This window comes from Halorientalis litorea, from assembly GCF_023028225.1.
Classification (GTDB): domain Archaea; phylum Halobacteriota; class Halobacteria; order Halobacteriales; family Haloarculaceae; genus Halorientalis; species Halorientalis litorea.
The window spans coordinates 1,323,603-1,337,551 of the sequence record NZ_CP095482.1 but is presented as its reverse complement, the minus strand read 5'-3'; the positions used below and the strand labels follow the sequence as shown (position 1 = coordinate 1,337,551).

The window sequence follows — 13,949 nt, the reverse complement described above, 5'->3', positions numbered from 1 at the left end:
CCCGGCCCTCAGCGTTCCGGGTGTGTCGGCGCGTCGAACCCGCCCCTGACGAGCGGTTTGGCGACGTGGCGGCGGGCACAGGGCGGCACTTCGTACCACCCACGTTCGAGTTCGCGTTCGACTGGCACCGCGACTTTACCGTCCGCGCTCGTCCCGCAGTCCCGACAGCGATAGCCTGCGTCTGCTCCCGCACTCTCCATCGACCGGCCACAGTCCGGGCAGTCGGGCGTCGCCGGTTCGGTCGTCCGCAACTCCCGCACGGCGAACTTCTCTAACTTGAGCGTTCCGTCGCTCACCTCGCCGCAGACGGTCACTCTGTCGCCGACCCGGAGCGCGCGCACCCGCTCGCGGAACCGCTTGGTCGGCTCGAAGGCCACGCACGGGAGCGACTCGGTGCGGTCGGCCTCGGGGAACCCCAGCGACACGAACACGTGGCCGCCCTCGCGTGTCTCCGGCGGCCCGACCACCTCGCCGGACAGTCGGTAGGCCCGGCCGTCGGTCACGTCCGCGGGGGGAGCGCGCCCGAGGTGGGCGTCGGTCCCTTGGTTCGTGACGAACAGGGCGCGTCGCTCGACGGTTTCGCTCTCGATGGCGCGGGCCGCCTCCTGCACCGTCTCGGCGTCGTCGCCGCGAATCCCGTGGAGGACCGGGCCGGGCGTGTTCGGGACGCAGACGGCGTCGCCCTCGCCCCGGTCCACGGTGTCCCAGATGGCTGGGTAGAACGCCTCGGCGACGGCGAACACCGCATCACGGTCCACGTCGCGGGTCGTGCCCCAGCGGTCGCGCTCGCGGTACGTGATGCACTCGTAGGTCCAATCGGTCGGCCAGTCCGGGGGTGCGCGTTCGCCCATGCCTGCCCACGCGCCGGCGGCGGCCGTCGCGCCGACGAGTCCCTGTCCGGTCCCCCAGCCGCGGTGGCGATAACCACCGTCGTCGAGGGACTGCCGGACAGCCTCGCGGTCGAGGTACTCGCGGACGGCGCGCCGGGACACCGACCGGACCCACTCGGGGTCGTCGCCGAGCGCGTCGTCGGTGACGACGACGCCGGGGTTGGTGCGCTCGTCCGCGCGCTCGGCCAGCCTCTCTACGAGGTCGGTGGCGAGCGCGAAGGTGCGGTCCGCCGGGAGGTCACAGTGGACTGCCAGCGCGGCGTTCCCCCGTGTCTTGTGTTCGACGGCGGGGTTCAGGCGAACGAGGAGGCGGCGCGACACCGACCCGCCCGCCTCGCGGACGCGCGCTGCCAGCAGGGCGGCGGCGTAGGTGGTACACATCCCTCGCGTGCGGGAGTCGGTGTCGTCCAGTCCGACGATGGTCACGGCTGGCGGTTGGCGACCCCCCCAGTAACGCGTTTCGGGCCGGTCGTCGTATATGAATCTACCGCCGGCCGATACCGGAAACCGCCCGACGTGGCCCCTCCCGGCCGTCAGAAACGTTTTATACGAGGAACGGCTATATCCTCCCTGATGTCACGATCCGCACTGGTCGGCAACGTCACCGCGATGATGCGGGACGCGGGGTTTCTCGTGAGCGACCGGTGTGCGATTCGCCCCAAGAGTTTCGACGTCGCCGCGCGGCGCGGCGAGGACACCGTCCTGTTGAAGATACTCGGGAATATCGACGCCTTCAACGCCGCGACGGGTGCCGAGATGCGCCGCCTCGGCGAGTATCTGGAGGCGACGCCGCTGGTCGTGGGACTCAGAACCCGCGACGAGGAACTCAAACCCGGCGTCGTCTACTTCCGCCACGGCGTGCCGGTCCTCTCGCCCGACACCGCGATGGACCTGTTCGTCGAGGAGGTGCCGCCGCTCATCTACGCCGCGCCCGGCGGCCTGTACGTCAACATCGACAGCGAGATACTGGCCGACGTGCGCCAGGACCGCGACTGGTCGCTCGGCCGCCTCGCGCAGGAACTCGGCGTCTCCCGACGTACCGTCTCGAAGTACGAGGACGGGATGGACGCCTCCGTCGAAGTCGCCGCGCAACTCGAGGACCTCTTCGAGGCACCGCTGACCGCGCCGGTCGACGTACTGGACGACGACGACGCCGTCCACGACGACGAACCGACGCCGGAGGACCCCGACCCCGAACCCGAGGACGAACCGGTCGTCGCCGTCCTCACGCGCGTCGGTTTCGATGTCCACCCGACCGAACGCGCCCCCTTCCGCACCATCAGCGAGGACGAACGCCGCGAGTCGCGGATGCTCACCGGCCACTCCGAGTTCACCGAGACGGCCGAAAAGCGCGCCCGCATCATGTCCTCGGTGGGGCACGTCACCGAGACCACGTCCATCTACGTCGTCGACCGCGCGCCGCGCGAATCGGTCGACGGCACCGCTATCATCGAACGCGAGGAGATAGAGCGCGTCTCCGATGTCGAGGACCTCAAGGACCTCATCAAAGAGCGGGCCGACGAACCGAACCCTGCCTAGCCGTCGTTGCGCGCCTCGTGTCGAGGCCGTCCGTCGTCGACTAGTTCCGGGATGTGGTGTGTGAGGTCTTTCGTCGTCACGACACCGACGAGGTCACCGTTCTCGACGACCGGGAGCCGTCGGACCGAGTGCGCCTTCATCCGCTCGGCTGCGGTCACGACCGACTCGTCGCTCGCTATCGTCACGACTGGCGTCGACATGATGTCGCTCAGTGCCACCGCCGAGAGGTCGGCCCCTTCGCTGACGACCTCGAAGATGTCCGACTTCGTCACGATACCCTTCAAGTCTCCCGTCTCCTCATCGACGGCCACGATCGACCCGATATCGTGACGAGTGAACTCCGTGACTGCCGCCGTGACCGGGACGCTACTCGGCCCCGACCGGACAGCCTTCTCCATCACGTCGGATACGTGGGTCTCTGTCATACCGGCACACGGTCCCCGCGGGGGTTAAATTTGCCGGGTCTTTCGTTGTATCTAACAACAGTGGCTGTGTGGGGCCGCCGCCGGCAGAATCAGTTTCCGTACGTCTCTTCGAGGTAGGCGACGATGTCGTCGCTCTCGGGCATTCCCTCGACGTCGTGGTCCGGGTCGACGAGGACGGGCACGCCGGTTTGCCCGCTGACGGCCTCGACCTCGGTGCGTTCGCTGTGGCTCCGGGGCACCATGTGTGACTCGTAGTCGAGTCCGAGTTCGTCGAGTTTCTTCGTCACTTTCGCGCAGTACGGACAGCCCTCTAGCTCGTAGAGTTCGAGATTCGGCATCGGCGTGCTGTAGACTCTCCGACGGTATGAGCGTTCTGACTGTGTGCGCGTGTCACACAGCCTCCGTTACCCAAAGGACGGTCAGTCTTCGGCGTCCGCCAGCAGGTCCGCGGCGGTCAACAGCGATTCCAACTCGATGTCGTGGTCGGCCAGTCGCTCGCTCGCCCCCTCCTGCCTGTCCACGACGACCAGCACGCGGTTCACCGTCGCGCCCGCCGCCCGCAGGGCTTCGACGGCGTCGACGGCACTCTGGCCGGTCGTGGCGATGTCCTCCAGCACGACGACTTCCTCGCCCTCGACCAACTCGCCCTCGATGCGGTTCCCGGTGCCGTACTCCTTCGCCTGTTTGCGGGCGATGACGTAGGGCTGGCCGGTTTCGACGCTCGTGACGGCTACCAGCGGGACGGCCCCCAACGCGACACCGGCGAGCGTCGCGTCACCGACGCGCTCGGCGAACGCGTCGGCGATGAGGTCCAGACAGTGGGGGTCCGTCTCGAAGACGTACTTGTCGACGTAGTAGTCCGACGTGCCCCCGTGTGAGAGCTCGAACTCGCCGAACTTCACGGCGTCTGCGGCCCGGAGCGCGTCGATGAGTTCCTGGTTGGTCATGTCTCGACTCCGGGTCCGGCGTGACTAATACCCGCCGGAACGCGCTCACGACCGCCGGATGACGTACAACGTCGCGATGCCGCCCGCGGCGATGGCGAACCAGTAACTCGCGACGCGGTAGACCAGCGCGACGGCGTAGGCTTCGGCGGCGGTGAACGCCGTCAGCGCGACGAGCAAGGCGACCAGTGCCGCCTCGACACCCCCCAGTCCACCGGGCGAGGGGACGATGCCGGCGACGGTACTCGCCGGGACGATGAACAGGACGAGCAACAGCCCGATGGGCAGGTCGATGGTCTGCCCGGCGAAGTACAGCGGGAGCGCGAAGAAGACCCAGCCGAGATACGAGAACGCGAGAGCCCGCACCAGTGCCCGCGGTTCGCTGGCGATGCGGTCGAAGGCACTACCGAGGTCGGCGAGTCGCTCCCGGACCCCGGCGAGGGTGGCTCGCGGGAGACGGCGGACCACGGGCGCGACGACGCGGAGGAAGCCCGACGAGAGTCGCTCGCGGAACCGCCAGCCGGCCACCGTGACGGCGGGAACGCCGACGGCCAGCGCGAGTAGTCCCATCGCCAGCGGGCGGGCCGCCGCCGGGAGCGAGGCGTCCCAGAGCAGCCACCCCATGCCGACGGCCGCGAAGCTGAAGAACGGAAAGAGGTTCAGCAGGTCGGCCGTGACGACGCTGGCGAGGCTCTCCTCGTAACTGGCCTCGGTGTCCCGCGAGAGGACGTACGCGATGAACGGCTCGCCCCCCGCCTGTCCCAGCGGCGTGACGTAGTTGGCGAACGTCGCCGCGAAGTACGTCCCGACGAGTCGGCGGAACGACTCCTCGATACCAGCCACGCCGAGGACGACGTGCCACGCCTTCCCCCACGCCACGAGACAGAGGGCCGTCGAGAGACAGCCCAGTACCAGCCAGCGGTACTCGGCGTCGGAGAACACGGCCGCGAGGTTCTCCGTCCCGATACCGACGGCAAAGAGGACGAGGACGACGCCGGCGACGACGAAGCCGAGGAGGATTTGGGCGAGCGTCCGGCGGTCCACGAACGCCACCAGCGACCGGTCTGTGTCGGTCACGTCAGTCGATGTACCCCAAGTCGCGGAGCCTGTCTTTCGCCTCGCCACCCATGTCCGAGAGCACGTCCTCGTCGTCGACGGCGCGCCACTCGCCGCCGACGCCCTCCTCGAATGCCGACAGTGCCCGCTCGGTCGCTTCGACCGCCTCGTCCCCGTCGCCGGCTCGGTTCGCAGTCTCGCCGGCGTCCTCGTCGAGGCGATATCCCTCGTCCGGGATGCGTTCGTTGCGGATGTACTTGGCGTCGGGGCGGCGGGCCGCACGCATCCGCGAGTAGAACCGCGAGTTCGTGTCGAGTTCGATGCCCGCGTCGCTGGCTTTCCCCTCTAGCTGTCGGAGTTCGACGACCGGCTGGTGGTACTCGACGAACCCGTACTGTCCGCGGTCGATGGCGTCGTCGCCGAGCGTCGCGTCGCTGGCCGAGAAATCGCGGTGGGTGTCGGCGAGCAACGACCGCGCCGGGTCGAGGTCGACGCCGCCGTCGCTCGCGTCGACGCCCGCGTGGTCCAAGACGGTGTGATAGAGGTCGAGCAGTTCGACCGTCGTCCCCTCGTCGCGCGCGCCGCCCTCCACGTCGGGGTGTTTGACCATGAGCGGGACGTTCACCAGCGGGTCGTAGATGCAGAACTCGTGGCCGTACAGGTCGTGTTCGCCGTGGAGTTCGCCGTGGTCGGCACAGACGACGACCAGCGTGTCGTCCCACAACTCGCGGGACTTGAGCCAGCCGAACAGCCGACTCAGTTGGTCGTCCATGTGCCGTATCTCGGCATCGTACAGCCCCCGAATGTCGTCCCACTCCTCGTCGTCTATCGATCGCGCGCCGCAGTTGAAATCCTTGGAGTTCTGACAGACTGCCGTGGAGTCGACGCCCGGCGCGAACTCCTCGCGGTACTCCTCGGGCGGGTGGTAGGGCAGGTGGGCGTCCATCAGGTTGATGAACGCGAAGAAAGGGTCGTCGTCGCTGGCGGCGTCGGCGACGAACTCCCGGGTCCGGTCGATGACGGCGGGCGTCTTCGTGTCGCCACCCTCGCCCGACGCCAGATACTCGTGGGCCTTGTTGCCCATCTTCACGAGCCAATCCGCGACGCTGCGGAGACGGTCGTTGTCGTTCATCGTCTTCCACGCCGTCGCCAGCGGCCCCGAGAGCAGGTCGCCGGGCATTATCTGGAAGAAGTTGTCCTGCTCGTCGAACCCGTCGGTGAGGTGGGTGTAGGGGGTAATCCACGCGTTCGAGGAGTAACAGGCCGTCCGGTAGCCCGACGCCGACAGCGACTCGGCGAGGGTGGTCGCCCCCTCCAGATAGGGGTTCTCCTGTGTCGCGCCGTGTTCGCTCGGGTAGAGGCCGGTGAACAGCGAGGCGTGGACCGGGAGGGTCCACGGTGCCGGCGCGACAGCCTGCTCGTACGTCGTCGCCTCCGCGGCGAAGTCGGCGAGCGCGGGCGTCGTCTCCCGGTCGTACCCGTAGACCGAGAGGTGGTCCTTGCGAACCGTGTCCAACACGACGAACAGGACGTTCGACGCCTCGGTGGTACTCATTACGCTACCCCCCGAAGTCCACCGGGTTAAAGACCCTGCTTTCGGGGGAGTGTCCACTCCATCTGCGAGAAAAACCGAGAGAGGGTGACCTCAGAACGGGGCTTCGGGGCCTTCGTCGTCGTCCGCGTCGCCACTGCTGCTTTCGTGGCCGGGGAAGGAGGGACTCATGCTGCCGCCGGACATCCCTTCGCTGCCGCCCGTGTCGCCGCCCGTGTTGGCGTGGACCTTTTCGATTTCGGGTATCTCGTCGACCATCCGCGTCTTGATGGCTTGGATGGTCATCGGGGAGATGCCGCAACCGGAACACGCGCCACCCAGTTGGATGGACACTTCGCCCGTCTCGCGGTCGAGGTCCTGAATCGCCGCACTGCCGCCGTGCATTTCAATCTGCGGGAAGTTCCGACGCAGGAAGTTGCCTACCTGCTCGCGGAGTTCGTCGCCGCCGTCCTCGGTTTCGGTGCTCATGGTACTATCGGATACGTGGTCGTCCTGCTTAGACCTTTGGACTCACAAGTTCGGGTCGCGTAACTGTCAGTCGTTACGTCGCCGGTCACGCCTCGAACCCGAACACCGACTGCAACTCCGCCTCCAACTCGTCCTCGTAGCGGTCCATGAGTTCCTCGAACTTCTCCTCGGCGACGACGACGCCCTGTAACCGGTCGTAGGGGTTCTCGGGCAACTCGACGCGGAACTGCCCGTCGCCCTCGTAGAACGGTTCGGACTCGTTGAGGACGAACTGGTCGATGGCGTGGACGAGTTCGGAGTCGTAGCGGTCGTTCATCGTCTCGAAGGCACTCTTGTAGGCCCGCTGGAGTTCCGGGAAGTAGTTGGCGTACTTGTCCTCGAACTGCTCGGGGTCGAAGTCGCTCATTACGCATTAGTTGGCCACTGCGGACAAAAGTCGGACGGTCCCCTGCCGACGCTGCGGCGGTTTCGTATCGCGTGACGCGGTTTATCATCACACGAGCAGTCAGCCACCCGGAACACGGAAAGACACCGTGAGAACGGCTGTCGCCTACGATTCTGGGTCTTCCACTCCCGTACCGCCTCGACCTTCGCCACCGGCGAAGCGGTCGGCCCCCTCCCTCGCCGTCTCCATCGCCCGGGACCCGTGCCACGCCTCGATTTTCAGCCCGCGCTCCAGTGGCTCCCCGAGGCCGTCGTACACCGCCGCGCGGTCCGTGCGAACGGTCTCCTGTGGGAACTGAGCTATCACCTCGGCCAGTTCGACGGCCGTGTCGAGGGCCTCGCCCTCGGGTGCGAGGCGGTTCACTAGACCCCACTCCTTGGCCGTCTCGGCGTCGAGTGCCCGCCCCGTCAGAATCAAGTCGAGTGCTCGACTGAGGCCGACGACCCGCGGAAGCCGCTGGGTGCCGCCGTCGACCAACGGGACGCCGAAGCGACGCTCGAAACAGCCGAACTCCGCCGTCCGGGCGGCGACCCGGAGGTCACACCACAGTGCCATCTCGATGCCGCCGGCGACGCAGTGTCCCTCGACAGCCGCCACTGTCGGCTTCGAGACCGACAGCCGTGAGAAGCCGAGGTACCCCTCCGGGTCGTCCTCCAAGTCCATCGCCTTCAGGTCCGCGCCCGCCGAGAACGTCCCGCCCGCGCCCGTGAGGACGCCGACGAGTGCGTCCTCGTCCTCGTCGAACCGCTCCCACGCATCGCGCAGTGCGAGTGCCGTCTCCCGGTCGACTGCGTTGCGCCGCTCCGGGCGGTCCACCGTGACGATAGCGACCGGTCCACGCCGTTCGTACTCGACCATACCACCCGTTCTGACCCGACTCGGAAAGTATCTCGGGAGAAACGACTCCTGACCCACGGAACCGCACGACAGCACGTCGTCCTGTGGGAAGTCGAGTCGCAAAACGTACACCGGATACCGCTATACAGAACTACCTGCCGCTCTCCTATCGCCCTTCGAACTCGGGTTCGTTGTCGCCCATGAACGCGGAGATGCCCTCCATCACGTCCGAGGTCTGGAACATCCGCTCCTGCTCGCGGGCTTCGAGGTCGAGTTGCTCTTCGAGCGAGTTGCTGTTCGAGCGCAGGACGAGACGGCGAACGGACGCCAGCGCGCGGGTCGGGCCGTTGGCGAGGCCGGTGGCGCGCTCGCGGACGCGCGAATCGAGGTCCCCCGTCACTTCGGTGAACAGGCCCAACTCTTCGGCTTCCTCGGCGCCGAGGACCTCCGCCGAGAGCAGGAGGTCCATCGCTTTCTGGGCCCCGACGAGGCGGGGGAGGATGTACGTCGCCCCGGAGTCGGCGGTCAACCCGAGCCGTGTGAACAGGAACCCGATGGTGGCGTCTTCGCTCGCGTACACGAGGTCGCAGGCGGTGGCGATGGACGCCCCTGCCCCGACCGCAGGCCCGCGGACCTTGGCGACGACCGGCACCTCGGCGGTCATGATGGCCTGTACCGCCGAGTGAAAGCCGTTGTCGATTGCCTCGGCGGTCGGCACGTCCGCGGCCGACCCGAGGTCCGCACCCGCACAGAAGGCGTCACCGGCACCGGTCAGGACGAGTGCGCGCACGTCGTCCGCGGCAGCGAGGTCCTCGACCGCCTCCGCGAGGTCCTGCATCGCCTCGTGGGCGACCGCGTTCCGGCGTTCGGGGTTCGAGATGGTTATCGTAGCGAACGGTTCCTCGTCGTCGCGCTCGGTCAGTATTTCTGCCATGTGCTACCGACTCTGTAACACGGCATAAGTGCTTTCGAACCGCTCGTGGTTCCCGTCCGGTTGTTTCGCCGTGGTTCCCGGTCCGCGACACCGCCGTCACTCGACGACGTAGGACTGGAGGTCCCCGCGGGTCCGCACGTCGACGAAGTGGTGACGCGTCCCGTCGCCGACGTCGCCGACGAACGAGTGCGCGCCGCCAGTCTCCTCGGCCCCGTACACCTCCCCGGCAGCCCGGACGTCCCGCGCGTCGAGACGCTCCCGGACCGACGCCGGGAGGTCGCCCTCGGCGTCGACCACGAGAATCCGGTCGGTGAAGCTCTTCGCGAGGAACGCGTCCTCGACCCCGTCACACTCACAGAGGCGGTCGGCGAACGCACGGAGGTCGGATTCCCGGTCGGTCATAGTTCGAACTCGGGCGACGCTTCGACAAGCCCCTGGCCACGAATATGTTCGACCCGCTGGCTCGACGGGTCGCGAGTCGTCGCCCGTTTGCCGAGCATCGCCCGGCGGCAACTCACTCGCCGATGACCGAGACCGAATCGCCGACGCGGAGCGTCTCGCCCCGATGAGCGGGCGGGACCGAGGTGAGTATCGTCACCGTGTAGTGGTGGTCGAAGGCCGCCTCGTCGGCCCACTCCGGGAACGTCTCCCGGCGTCGCTCGACGAACCGCTCGCGGAACTCCGGCGTCGCCGCCCCGGTATCGGGGTCACGCTGGGGGACGACACACCGCCCGCACGGCGTGACGCCCTCGAACCGCACGCCGCCGATTTCGAAGGCCGGCGCGTCGTCGCCGACGAACCGGTCCTCCCAGAACGCGGGAACGCCCGACACCTCGACGTTCGACCGGAGCCGTCGCCGCACGCCCGCGACGGTCAGGTCGTCGAACCACGACGCGACGGTCCGAACCGTCGCCGTGCTGACGACTGACGGTCCCATCCCCCGCCGGTCGACGTAGCCGAGCGACGTGTCGCGGGCCAGCGTCAACTCCGCGTCGAAGAACTCGCCGAACCACTCCGCGGCCGCGTCCCGGTCCGCCTCCAAGTCGAAGCTCACGGTTTCGGACTCCGTTTCGGCCGTCACCGTCCGGGTGCTGGGGTCGTACTCCGTCCTCAGGTCGTGGACGCGAGGGGTTCGCTTTCCGTTTATTACTTCCTCCGCCGCGTCGAAGAGCGCGAACTCCCGGTCGTGGGCCAGCGTTCCGCCGTCCAGTATCGCCGCTTCGTCGACGGCTACCCCGTCGAGTCCCTTCACCGGGTACACTCTGAGCGTTTCGAGACGTGCCATCGGTTCTCTCAAGCGGCCCGAACTACGTGGCGATACCGTCATAGTCCTTCCGTGCGGCACGGCGACCTCACTTCTTCGGCAGTGTCGCGATGAACTCCTCTGGGCCGACCCTGTCGACGGTGTAGCCCTCGGCGTCGAAAGCGGGCACCTCCGCGCTCAGCTGGTGGTAGAGCGGGGTCGGTTCGTGGTCGTTTATCAGCGTCAGTGCCTCGCCGCTCTCCAACCGCTCGAAGGCGTCGAATATCTTCGGATGCCGTTGCGGCGGCGGGACCTCGCGCAGGTCGAGTCGTTCGTCGTCCATGCCACCGTCACGTCCGCCCCGACGGGTGGTAGCGGTTGTTCCGAAGATGTCCCGCCCGGGGCCGAGGACCCCGCGCGTAACCGACCGGTCGCTATCGGCTGGCCGTCCCGCGACGGGCCGCGGTCGCTGACGCCCGGCGTGCACTGCCGAAATCGACCGGTCTCACCAGCACCCGGCATATTACGTATCGCGATTATTGGTTTATCGTACCGACACAGCGGCGTCATTCCCCTTATCAGAACCAAGCAGTAACGTGCCCGAAAGCGTCGAAAACGCCGCTATCCGAGTTGTTCGCCGACGATGGCGTCGGCCTCTGCGATGAACTCCTGTTCGCGGCCCGCCGGAATCGTCGCTCCGGCCGCCACGTCGTGGCCGCCGCCGCCACCGCCGACTGCCGCCGACGCCTCGCCCATCACGACGGAGAGGTCTAACCCCTGCCCGACGAGGCGGCCGGTACCGCGCGCGGACACCTTCGTCTCCTCGTCGTTCTTCCGGGCGAAGGCCACGATGGGGACGTTCGAGTCGACGCCCTCGGTTCCGACGGCCATCCCTGCCACGATGCCGACGATGGTTTCCCGAATCTCGTCGCCAGCGTCGAACCACTGGAGGTGGTCCTCGCGGGTGACGCCCTCGGCTTTGACCCGTTCGAGGCCCTCCGAGAGGTTCCGTCGGTGGTTCTGGAGGAGGCGGCGCGCGCGTTCGAGCGCGTCGGTTCGGTCGCCGAGACAGACCGCGAGGCCCACGTCCGCACGTTCGTAGCGGGCGGTGGCGTTCAGCAGGGTCGAGAACTCGCTCGCGTCACGCAGTTCCGTCCCGCTCTCCTCGTCCAACAGCGTGTACGTCGTCCCGACGAGGCCGTCCACCTTCTCGGCGGGGACGCCCCGTTCGAGCGCGCGCTGTACGAGAGCACTGGCGACGGTCTGGCGTTCCGCGTCGGTCAGGTCGACCCAGCGTCGCCAGTCGCCCTCCGCCCGCAGGTCGAGTCCCAATCCGTCCAGAAACTGAATCGCACCGGACTCGTCGTTCGAGACGCCCGGTATCTGGACCTCGCTCGCGTATTCGAGCAACTTCGGCAACGGCCGGGTCTGTTTCCCGTAGAACGCGAGGTCCGTCCCCTCTTCGAGGACGCCGGCCTCGACGCCCTCCGCGACGATGCGGGCGTTCGTCCCGACGAGTTCGCCGCCGGTCGCCTGCATGTCGCCGACGGCACCCACCACCGCGAGTGCCGCGAGGTCACGGTTGGCCGTATCGGGGGTAGTGTCCTGTTCCTCGGCGAGAGCGCGCGCGAGGACGTAACTCGCCCCTGCCCCCGATAGCTCCGATGCACCGTCGATGCCGACCAACAGCGGGTTGAGGTGATACTCCGTCTCGGCCTCGGCGGGTTGGTGGTGGTCTGCGATGACCGGCGTGAAATCGCCGGCCGCCTCGTGGCTGGCGATCGCGTCCAGTTGCCCGCTCCCGAAGTCCGTGAACAGCACCGTGTCGTACTCGCGGGCGGCGATGGACGCGATTTCGGCGTCGTCCAACTGCTTTTTGAACACCGTCTCGAACGGGATGTCGGCGCGTTCGAGCGCGGTCGCCGCGATGGCGGCACTGGTCAGTCCGTCGGCGTCGATGTGGGAGGCGAGCAGTACGGACTCCGCCGCCCGGAGCCGTGCCGCACACGCTCGCGCCGTCTCGTCTAAGTCGGGGACTGGCCCAGCCATCTCACTCGTACGTGGCGCGGTTCGAGATTTAAACCTCCGGTCGCGCTACTCCGCGGCGGCGAGCGTCGCGCGGGCAAGCGACTCGAAGTCGGCCCGCTCGGGAACCACGTCCACGTCGATACCGTGAGCGGCCGCCGTCTCCCGCGTCGGGTCACCGATGGTGCCGACGGCGGCGTCGTTCAGACCCGCGAGCGCGTCCTCGCGGACGCCGCGCTCTGTCGCGGCCGCGAGGAAGTTCTCGACGGTCATCGAGGAGGTAAAGAGTGCGGCGTCCAGTTCGCCCGCCGCGGCCCGGTCCGCCGACTCGCCGGCTCCATCCGGCCGGGTGAGCCGGTAGAGGACCGTCTCGTGAACGTACGCCCCGGCGTCGTTCAGCCCGTCGGTCAACACGTCGCTCCCGTGGTCGCTCCGGGCGACTTCGACCCGCGCACCGTCGACTCTGCCTTCGAGGGTCGAAACGATGCCGCCGGAGGAGAACTCCTCGGGCACCACGTCGACGGCGTAGCCCGCCGCCCGGAGCGCGTCGGCGGTCGGGTCACCGATCGCACAGACGGTCGTCGTCTGCGCGTCCCAGCCTTCGGCCTCTGCGAGTTCCGCACCTGTCTTGCTAGTCAGTACGGCGAAGTCGGCGTCCTCGCGGGGGCACACCCCGGTGGGGTCGACTTCGAGCATCGGGTCGGGGACGGGCGTCGCGCCCAGCGATTCGAGCAACGCGACTGCGTCGTCGAGTCGCTCGTCGGCGGGCCGGAAGACGGCGACGGTGGTCACTGTTCGTCCTCCCCGTTCTCGGAGCCGTAATCGTTGCCGAGGAAGGTAAGAACGCGCTGGCGTTCCCGTGCAACGTCGCCGATGACGGTGACCGCCGGCGGTTCGATGCCCGCCTCGTCACGGGCGTCGACGATGGTGTCGAGGGTGCCGGTGGCGACCCGCTGGTCGGGCCACGTTCCGCGCTCGACCAGTGCGACTGGCGTCTCGGGGTCCATCCCGGCCGACCGCAACTCCGCGGTGTAGTCGGGCAGTTTCCCGACACCCATCAGGACGACGATGGTGCCCCCCGTCGCGGCCAGTGCCTCCCAGTCGACCGCCGACTCGGGTTTCGTGGGGTCCTCGTGGCCGGTGACGAACGACACCGAGGAGGCGTGGTCCCGGTGTGTCACGGGGATGCCGGCGACGCCCGGGCCCGCGATGGCCGAGGTGACGCCCGGAACCACCTCGAAGGGGACACCGTGCTTGGCCAGATACACCATCTCCTCGCCGCCACGCCCGAACACGAACGGGTCGCCGCCCTTCAGCCGTGCGACTGTCTTGCCTTCGTAGGCGAGTTCCTCCATCCGCTCGTTCGTGTACTGCTGGGATGTTCGCTCGCCGCGGGCGCGCTTGCCCACGTCCTCGCGTCGCTCCTCGGGGACCATCTCGATGATGTCCGGGCCGGGGAGTTTGTCGTGGAGCACTACGTCCGCCTCCTCCAGCAAGCGGCGGGCCTTCACCGTCATGAGGTCCGGGTCGCCGGGGCCGCTCCCGACGAGGTAGACGCGGCCGGGTGCGATGTCAGCGTCGTCGGTCATGA

17 protein-coding genes are annotated in these 13,949 nt (G+C 68.0%); 1 reads left to right on the top strand and 16 read right to left on the bottom strand.

Features of this window, described 5'->3' with window-relative positions; genetic code table 11:
- Positions 1-8: 8 nt before the first annotated feature.
- Entirely contained in the window at positions 9-1,316 is a 1,308-nt protein-coding gene (locus MUG95_RS07145; protein WP_247010377.1) for a tRNA(Ile)(2)-agmatinylcytidine synthase, read from the bottom strand.
- 147 nt (positions 1,317-1,463) lie between these two features.
- On the opposite strand from MUG95_RS07145, the gene MUG95_RS07140 reads away from it, so the two are divergent.
- Positions 1,464-2,429, top strand: coding sequence for a transcriptional regulator (locus tag MUG95_RS07140; protein ID WP_247010376.1), 966 nt, complete (start codon positions 1,464-1,466; stop codon positions 2,427-2,429).
- Here the strand turns inward: MUG95_RS07140 and MUG95_RS07135 are convergent.
- From MUG95_RS07135 to cobA, 15 genes are all read right to left on the bottom strand, one after another.
- The gene (locus MUG95_RS07135; protein ID WP_247010375.1) at positions 2,426-2,854 is read right to left on the bottom strand and encodes a CBS domain-containing protein; all 429 of its coding nucleotides are present in this window, start codon (positions 2,852-2,854) and stop codon (positions 2,426-2,428) included. The genes MUG95_RS07140 and MUG95_RS07135 overlap by 4 nt on opposite strands.
- Positions 2,855-2,943: 89 nt before the next feature.
- Positions 2,944-3,192: a glutathione S-transferase N-terminal domain-containing protein gene (locus tag MUG95_RS07130; RefSeq protein ID WP_247010374.1), complete on the bottom strand. Its 249-nt coding sequence runs from the start codon at positions 3,190-3,192 to the stop codon at positions 2,944-2,946.
- An 81-nt stretch (positions 3,193-3,273) separates the two neighbouring features.
- Positions 3,274-3,801, bottom strand: coding sequence for an orotate phosphoribosyltransferase (gene pyrE, locus MUG95_RS07125; protein ID WP_247010373.1), 528 nt, complete (start codon positions 3,799-3,801; stop codon positions 3,274-3,276).
- Between the two features lie 45 nt (positions 3,802-3,846).
- The gene (locus tag MUG95_RS07120; protein WP_247010372.1) at positions 3,847-4,875 is read right to left on the bottom strand and encodes a lysylphosphatidylglycerol synthase transmembrane domain-containing protein; all 1,029 of its coding nucleotides are present in this window, start codon (positions 4,873-4,875) and stop codon (positions 3,847-3,849) included.
- Between the two features lies 1 nt (position 4,876).
- On the bottom strand, positions 4,877-6,409 hold the full coding sequence (locus tag MUG95_RS07115) for a sulfatase (RefSeq protein WP_247010371.1): 1,533 nt from the start codon (positions 6,407-6,409) through the stop codon (positions 4,877-4,879).
- Positions 6,410-6,499: 90 nt separating this feature from the next.
- Positions 6,500-6,874 carry a NifU family protein gene (locus MUG95_RS07110; RefSeq protein ID WP_247010370.1) on the bottom strand — a complete coding sequence of 125 codons (375 nt, stop codon included), beginning with the start codon at positions 6,872-6,874 and terminating at the stop codon, positions 6,500-6,502.
- 85 nt (positions 6,875-6,959) lie between these two features.
- On the bottom strand, positions 6,960-7,280 hold the full coding sequence (locus MUG95_RS07105) for a DUF5783 family protein (protein WP_247010369.1): 321 nt from the start codon (positions 7,278-7,280) through the stop codon (positions 6,960-6,962).
- Between the two features lie 144 nt (positions 7,281-7,424).
- On the bottom strand, positions 7,425-8,177 hold the full coding sequence (locus tag MUG95_RS07100) for a crotonase/enoyl-CoA hydratase family protein (RefSeq protein WP_247010368.1): 753 nt from the start codon (positions 8,175-8,177) through the stop codon (positions 7,425-7,427).
- A 145-nt stretch (positions 8,178-8,322) separates the two neighbouring features.
- The gene (locus MUG95_RS07095) at positions 8,323-9,090 is read right to left on the bottom strand and encodes an enoyl-CoA hydratase/isomerase family protein (RefSeq protein ID WP_247010367.1); all 768 of its coding nucleotides are present in this window, start codon (positions 9,088-9,090) and stop codon (positions 8,323-8,325) included.
- Between the two features lie 96 nt (positions 9,091-9,186).
- Positions 9,187-9,492, bottom strand: coding sequence for a hypothetical protein (locus MUG95_RS07090; protein WP_247010366.1), 306 nt, complete (start codon positions 9,490-9,492; stop codon positions 9,187-9,189).
- A gap of 112 nt (positions 9,493-9,604) precedes the next feature.
- On the bottom strand, positions 9,605-10,375 hold the full coding sequence (locus tag MUG95_RS07085; RefSeq protein ID WP_247010365.1) for an MOSC domain-containing protein: 771 nt from the start codon (positions 10,373-10,375) through the stop codon (positions 9,605-9,607).
- 67 nt (positions 10,376-10,442) lie between these two features.
- On the bottom strand, positions 10,443-10,676 hold the full coding sequence (locus tag MUG95_RS07080) for a DUF2249 domain-containing protein (RefSeq protein WP_247010364.1): 234 nt from the start codon (positions 10,674-10,676) through the stop codon (positions 10,443-10,445).
- Between the two features lie 278 nt (positions 10,677-10,954).
- Positions 10,955-12,382 (bottom strand): RecJ family nuclease, encoded by a 1,428-nt coding sequence (gene recJ / locus MUG95_RS07075; RefSeq protein WP_247010363.1) that lies wholly within the window; start codon positions 12,380-12,382, stop codon positions 10,955-10,957.
- Between the two features lie 45 nt (positions 12,383-12,427).
- Entirely contained in the window at positions 12,428-13,150 is a 723-nt protein-coding gene (locus MUG95_RS07070; RefSeq protein WP_247010362.1) for a uroporphyrinogen-III synthase, read from the bottom strand.
- A complete protein-coding gene (gene cobA / locus MUG95_RS07065) occupies positions 13,147-13,947 on the bottom strand; it encodes a uroporphyrinogen-III C-methyltransferase (RefSeq protein ID WP_247010361.1) in 801 nt (266 codons plus the stop codon). Before cobA ends, MUG95_RS07070 begins: the two co-directional genes overlap by 4 nt.
- Positions 13,948-13,949 lie beyond the last annotated feature (2 nt).

Bases quoted from the DNA above. Each gene is read 5' to 3' on its own strand.
- MUG95_RS07140 (WP_247010376.1), top strand. From the start codon at position 1,464: ATGTCACGATCCGCACTGGTCGGCAACGTCACCGCGATGATGCGGGAC.
- MUG95_RS07135 (WP_247010375.1), bottom strand. From the start codon at position 2,854: ATGACAGAGACCCACGTATCCGACGTGATGGAGAAGGCTGTCCGGTCG.
- MUG95_RS07130 (WP_247010374.1), bottom strand. From the start codon at position 3,192: ATGCCGAATCTCGAACTCTACGAGCTAGAGGGCTGTCCGTACTGCGCG.
- pyrE (WP_247010373.1), bottom strand. From the start codon at position 3,801: ATGACCAACCAGGAACTCATCGACGCGCTCCGGGCCGCAGACGCCGTG.
- MUG95_RS07115 (WP_247010371.1), bottom strand. From the start codon at position 6,409: ATGAGTACCACCGAGGCGTCGAACGTCCTGTTCGTCGTGTTGGACACG.
- MUG95_RS07110 (WP_247010370.1), bottom strand. From the start codon at position 6,874: ATGAGCACCGAAACCGAGGACGGCGGCGACGAACTCCGCGAGCAGGTA.
- MUG95_RS07105 (WP_247010369.1), bottom strand. From the start codon at position 7,280: ATGAGCGACTTCGACCCCGAGCAGTTCGAGGACAAGTACGCCAACTAC.
- MUG95_RS07100 (WP_247010368.1), bottom strand. From the start codon at position 8,177: ATGGTCGAGTACGAACGGCGTGGACCGGTCGCTATCGTCACGGTGGAC.
- MUG95_RS07095 (WP_247010367.1), bottom strand. From the start codon at position 9,090: ATGGCAGAAATACTGACCGAGCGCGACGACGAGGAACCGTTCGCTACG.
- MUG95_RS07090 (WP_247010366.1), bottom strand. From the start codon at position 9,492: ATGACCGACCGGGAATCCGACCTCCGTGCGTTCGCCGACCGCCTCTGT.
- MUG95_RS07085 (WP_247010365.1), bottom strand. From the start codon at position 10,375: ATGGCACGTCTCGAAACGCTCAGAGTGTACCCGGTGAAGGGACTCGAC.
- MUG95_RS07080 (WP_247010364.1), bottom strand. From the start codon at position 10,676: ATGGACGACGAACGACTCGACCTGCGCGAGGTCCCGCCGCCGCAACGG.
- recJ (WP_247010363.1), bottom strand. From the start codon at position 12,382: ATGGCTGGGCCAGTCCCCGACTTAGACGAGACGGCGCGAGCGTGTGCG.
- cobA (WP_247010361.1), bottom strand. From the start codon at position 13,947: ATGACCGACGACGCTGACATCGCACCCGGCCGCGTCTACCTCGTCGGG.